Origin of the sequence: Devosia insulae DS-56 (assembly GCF_000970465.2) — a bacterium.
Taxonomy (GTDB): Bacteria; Pseudomonadota; Alphaproteobacteria; order Rhizobiales; family Devosiaceae; genus Devosia_A; species Devosia_A insulae.
On sequence record NZ_LAJE02000281.1, the window covers coordinates 1 to 4,519 of the forward strand.

Below are 4,519 nucleotides of genomic sequence, written 5' to 3' on the forward strand. Positions count from 1 at the left end.
AGACAATGCACAGCGTCACCGAGCCGCCAAGACCGAACGGGTTGCCGATCGCCATCACCCAATCGCCGACCACCGCGCCGTCGCTATCGCCGAACTCGACGAAGGGCAGCTCATGGCCGGCATCGACCTTCAGCACCGCGAGGTCGGTCTTGTCATCCTTGCCGACGATCGTCGCCGGCAGCCGGGTTCCGTCGGTCAGGTAGACCTCGATCTCCTCGGCGCCTTCGATAACGTGGTTGTTGGTGACGACGATACCGTCGGCCGAAATGATGAAGCCGGAGCCGAGGCTGCGCGCCTCCTGCATCTGCTCCTCGCCCAGCCCGTTATTCGGGTTGTGCTCGTCGAACAATTCCTCGAGCGGCGAGCCATCCGGCAGGTCGGGGAACGGTACGCCGCCACCGCCCGGCACGCGCCGCGAGGTGCCGATGTTCACCACGGCAGGCGAGAGCTGCTCGGCGAGTGCCGCCACCGACTGCGGGCCCTCGGCGGCCACCGGTGCAGCCCCGACCGACAGGGCCAGCACTCCCGCGACGGCCAGAGACCGCAAAACCCGACCGGCAGCACGCATTCACTTCTCCTGCTACGACTCAGCCGCGGCTGAGCGTGTCGCGGTCAGCCCCGAAGCAGCCACAAGAGAACAAGTCCGACCCCGGCGCAAGCCAGCGCAGCCGCACGAATGGTTGAAGCTGGCGTCGATTGGATCGACGCCAGCAGCTTTTTCATCTGTTCGGGGAATGCAGCGTAGACGAGCCCTTCCAGGACCAGCACGAGGGCCAGTGCCGAGAAGAGCTCGAGCATTTACTGCGCCGGCGCGGCCGGTGCAGGTTCGGCCGGAGCCGGGGTGACCGGAGCAGGTTCGACCGCAGCCGGCGTTGCCGGAGTGGTCTCCGCCGGAGCGGTCGTTCCAGTGGCACTGGAGGGCTCGCTGAGGATCGGGGAGTCCGTGACGGGCTCCTCGACCAGCGGCGTCGCCGGGATCGGCGTCGTTGCGGCGCCCGGCGGTGGCGTCACGTTGTCGGGGTTCTGGTTCTGGAAGAACCGGAAGAACTCCGAGTCCGGCGACAGCACCATGGTGGTGCCGTTGGGGCCCAGCGCTGCACGATACGACTGCATCGAGCGATAGAAGTCGAAGAAGTCGGTATCGCGGTTATAGGCATCGGCGAAGATCTGGCTCCGCTGGCCATCGCCTTCGCCTCGCAGGATTTCCGCGTCACGACGTGCCGCCGAGAGAATCTCGACGGCCTGACGGTCGGCCACGGCGCGTGCGGTCTGCGCCACTTCCTGGCCGCGGGCGCGCAGGAATGCCGCTTCGGCAAGACGTTCGGCCTGCATGCGGTTGTAGGTCACCGCCGACACGTTCGGGTCGAGGTCGGTGCGCAGGATACGCACGTCGACGATCTCGACGCCGAGCTGGGCCATGTCCGGACGGATGAGGTCACGGGCCTCACGCATCATTTCCGGCCGCTGTGCGGACAGTGCGGCGGTAAAATCGCGCACACCGTAGATCTGGCGAAGCGCATCGTCGAACAGGGTCGAAAGGCGGTCGTCCACCACGCGAAGGTCGCCACTGGCCCGCGAACGGAACAGGCGCGGATCAGAGATGCGATAAGTCGCGAATGCGTCGACGATATAGAACTTACCGTCCGACACCTGCACGCTCATGTTGGCCTTGTCGTAGCGCAGCAGACGGTCCTCGATAATCTGGACCGTATCGACAAAGTCCGTCGGGATCTTGAAGTAGAGCCCTGGCGCGGTCTTCACGTCGGTGATCTGACCGAAACGCATGACAATGGCCTGCTCGCGCTCGTTGACCACGAAGATCGACGACACGAAGATGTACAGCAGCGCGGCGACGGCAACGCCGAGAATGATCAATCTGTTCATGGCTTACCTCGCCGTCGCGTCTGCAGGAGTGGACGGCGTACTATTGAGTGTCGCGTTCGGTCGGATCTCCGGCAGCGGCAGGTAGGGCACAACCCCCGAGCCGCTGGCGCTCTGATCGACCAGGACCTTCTCCGAACCGCCCAGCACCTGCTCCATGGTTTCGAGGAACAGACGCTTACGCGTCACTTCCGGCGCCTTGGCGTATTCCTGATAGATGGAAAGGAAGCGGGCTGCCTCACCCTCTGCTTCCTGAACGACACGGTTCTTGTAGGCGGCCGCATCTTCGCGAACCTGAGCGGCCTGGCCGCGGGCGTCGCCGAGAAGGGTGTTGGTGTACTGCCGCGCCTCCTCCTGGAAGCGTTCCTCGTCCTGTCCGGCACGCTGCACTTCGTTGAAAGCGTCCGCCACTTCGGTCGGCGGTGCAGCCTGTTCGATGGCAACTCGCGACACCGTCACGCCCATGCCGTAGCTCTGCACGATCGACTGCACGATGCCGCGCACGTCGTTGGCGATACCGGCGCGATCGTCACGGAACACGTCCTGCACCGGGCGCTGGCCCACGACCTCGCGCATGGCGCTTTCGCCAATCGAACGCACCATGTCGTCGGGATCACGCACATTGAACAGGTAGGCCACCGGGTCGCTGACCGACCAGAGAACCGAGAAGCTCACATCGACGATGTTCTGGTCGCTCGAGAGCATCAGGCCCTCGGTCGACTGGGCGCGGTTCGAGCCGACCGAACCGATGGTGGTGCGGTTTTCGGAGCGAGGCGCACGTTCGACGGTCTCGATCGGCCAGAGCGCGAAATGCAGGCCCGCCGGAACGGTCTCCACCGGCTGGCCGAAACGGAGCTTTACCGCCCATTCCGATTCCTGCACGGTGAACACCGAGTTGGCCACCCAGAACGCGCCGAGCGCCAGGACGACGCCGATAATGGTCCAGCGCCCACCGGGGATGCCGCCCTGAAAACGGTCGCGGCCGCGGGACAGAAGTTCTTCGAGGTTCGGCGTACCACCGCCTCGGCGGCCACCGCCGCCACCACCGCTACCCCCACCACCCGGCGTCTGACCCCAGGGTCCGCCGTTGTTGGAGTTGCGGCCTCCCCCGCCCGTATTGTTGTCCCAGGGCATACGCCACCTTTCAGCCGGATTATCGATTGCCGCCCTATATAGGCAAGCGTTCCCCTGCGATCAACGTGCAGCGGGTTCACGCCGACGATAGACTTTTACCGTGAAGTCGGCGCTATCGCGTTCGGTGCGCAACAGTTCTGGCCCCATCTCTACTTCCCATTGCTTGGCATCGATCAATGGAAACCGAGCATCGCCGGACGGCGAGGCCATCACATGTGTGACGTAAAGTCGCTCCGCTAACGGCATGGCTTCGCGATAAATTTCGCCACCACCACCGATCATGATTTCGTCAACACCAGAAATCACCGCAATCTGCTGCGCCTGATCGAGGGCCTCGGCAAGACTGTGGACCACCAGCACGCCATCCGGCTGGTAGCCGGACTGTCGTGTCACCACGATATTGGTCCGGCCGGGCAGCGGCTTGCCGATGCTCTCGAAGGTCCTGCGGCCCATGATCAAGGGCTTGCCCATGGTGGTGCGCTTGAAATGAGCGAAATCGGTCGGCAGGCGCCACGGGATCGCACCGTCCGAACCGATAATGCCGTTCTCGCCGACCGCCGCGATCATCGCCACCGGGACCGTCATGGGGCACCGAGCCGCGCCAGAGCCTCGCCGTCGACGCGGACCTTGGTCCACTCGTCCTGCATGATGCCGCCCTGCGACTTGTAGAACTGGATCGAGGGCTCGTTCCAGTCGAGCACCCACCACTCGAAGCGGCCCAGCCCCTCGCGCACGCAGCGCTGCGCCAGGTTGACCAGCAGGGCCTTGCCGACCCCCAGGCCGCGTGCCTCGGGATCGACGAACAGATCCTCGAGCCAGATGCCGTGGCGCCCCTGGAAGGTCGAGTAGGTGTAGAACCAGAGCGTGAAGCCGACGGGTTTTCCCTCCCACTCGGCGATCTCGCAGAACACCTTTGGATCGGCCCCGAACAGGTCGCGCAGAATATCGGTCTCAGTGGCCTGGGCCTCGTGCGACAGCTTTTCGTATTCGGCCAGCGCCGCGATGAAGTGGATGATCAGCGCAGCGTCATCGGGCGCTGCGCTGCGGATGACGAGACTCATCGGGCGATGTCCAGACGCTTGAGATGGGCGAACCACTTGCGCTCGAGAGCAGCCTCGACGTCGATCTGGTTGTGCCGGCAGAACAGCAGCACCTGCGCCAGGAGATCGGCCGCCTCGTCCTCCAGCGCCGCGCGAAGGGCGGCTTCCGGACGTTCTCCGACGCGGCCGCGGCCGCTGCTGCGCAGATGCTCGGCAACCAGCTCTCCGGCCTCTTCCTGCAGCTTCAGCAAATACCAATCGGCATCGCGACGGATGTCGCAACGTTCAGCGTAGAGGGCGGAGACCTGTTCCACCCGCTCCGTCAGTTCGGTGATCGTCGCCATCAGCCGACGTTGGGTTCGGGGTTCTGCCGGTTGAGGATCAGCACCTCGAGCTCCCGGTTGTAGGGCGGCCACCAGTCCTTGGCCGCCATCTCGAAGGTCGTCGGGCCGGTCTTCTTGACG

At 64.8% G+C, this 4,519-nt stretch carries 7 protein-coding genes; all 7 read right to left on the bottom strand.

Translation table 11 applies throughout. The features are described from left to right. The coding region (locus tag VW23_RS19550) for a trypsin-like peptidase domain-containing protein (protein WP_176730444.1) at positions 1 to 568 on the bottom strand (568 nt) is incomplete at its 3' end. Between the two features lie 44 nt (positions 569 to 612). After that, positions 613 to 798 carry a DUF2065 domain-containing protein gene (locus VW23_RS19555; RefSeq protein ID WP_055878493.1) on the bottom strand — a complete coding sequence of 62 codons (186 nt, stop codon included), beginning with the start codon at positions 796 to 798 and terminating at the stop codon, positions 613 to 615. Continuing rightward, a complete protein-coding gene (gene hflC / locus VW23_RS19560) occupies positions 799 to 1,884 on the bottom strand; it encodes an SPFH domain-containing protein (protein ID WP_069911217.1) in 1,086 nt (361 codons plus the stop codon). It lies immediately after the preceding gene. A gap of 3 nt (positions 1,885 to 1,887) precedes the next feature. Beyond that, positions 1,888 to 3,015, bottom strand: a complete 1,128-nt coding sequence (hflK, locus tag VW23_RS19565) for an FtsH protease activity modulator HflK (protein WP_069911218.1) — start codon at positions 3,013 to 3,015, stop codon at positions 1,888 to 1,890. Positions 3,016 to 3,075: 60 nt separating this feature from the next. Continuing rightward, positions 3,076 to 3,582 carry a dihydrofolate reductase gene (locus VW23_RS19570; RefSeq protein WP_244513664.1) on the bottom strand — a complete coding sequence of 169 codons (507 nt, stop codon included), beginning with the start codon at positions 3,580 to 3,582 and terminating at the stop codon, positions 3,076 to 3,078. 14 nt (positions 3,583 to 3,596) lie between these two features. Beyond that, entirely contained in the window at positions 3,597 to 4,076 is a 480-nt protein-coding gene (locus VW23_RS19575; protein WP_069911220.1) for a GNAT family N-acetyltransferase, read from the bottom strand. Next, on the bottom strand, positions 4,073 to 4,399 hold the full coding sequence (locus tag VW23_RS19580; RefSeq protein WP_069911221.1) for a MazG nucleotide pyrophosphohydrolase domain-containing protein: 327 nt from the start codon (positions 4,397 to 4,399) through the stop codon (positions 4,073 to 4,075). The genes VW23_RS19575 and VW23_RS19580 overlap by 4 nt, the downstream gene beginning before the upstream one ends. Positions 4,400 to 4,519: the final 120 nt, after the last annotated feature.

Excerpts from the sequence above, each read along its gene's own strand:
- VW23_RS19555 (WP_055878493.1), bottom strand. The coding sequence starts at position 798 with ATGCTCGAGCTCTTCTCGGCACTGGCCCTCGTGCTGGTCCTGGAAGGG.
- hflC (WP_069911217.1), bottom strand. The coding sequence starts at position 1,884 with ATGAACAGATTGATCATTCTCGGCGTTGCCGTCGCCGCGCTGCTGTAC.
- hflK (WP_069911218.1), bottom strand. The coding sequence starts at position 3,015 with ATGCCCTGGGACAACAATACGGGCGGGGGAGGCCGCAACTCCAACAAC.
- VW23_RS19570 (WP_244513664.1), bottom strand. The coding sequence starts at position 3,582 with ATGATCGCGGCGGTCGGCGAGAACGGCATTATCGGTTCGGACGGTGCG.
- VW23_RS19575 (WP_069911220.1), bottom strand. The coding sequence starts at position 4,076 with ATGAGTCTCGTCATCCGCAGCGCAGCGCCCGATGACGCTGCGCTGATC.
- VW23_RS19580 (WP_069911221.1), bottom strand. The coding sequence starts at position 4,399 with ATGGCGACGATCACCGAACTGACGGAGCGGGTGGAACAGGTCTCCGCC.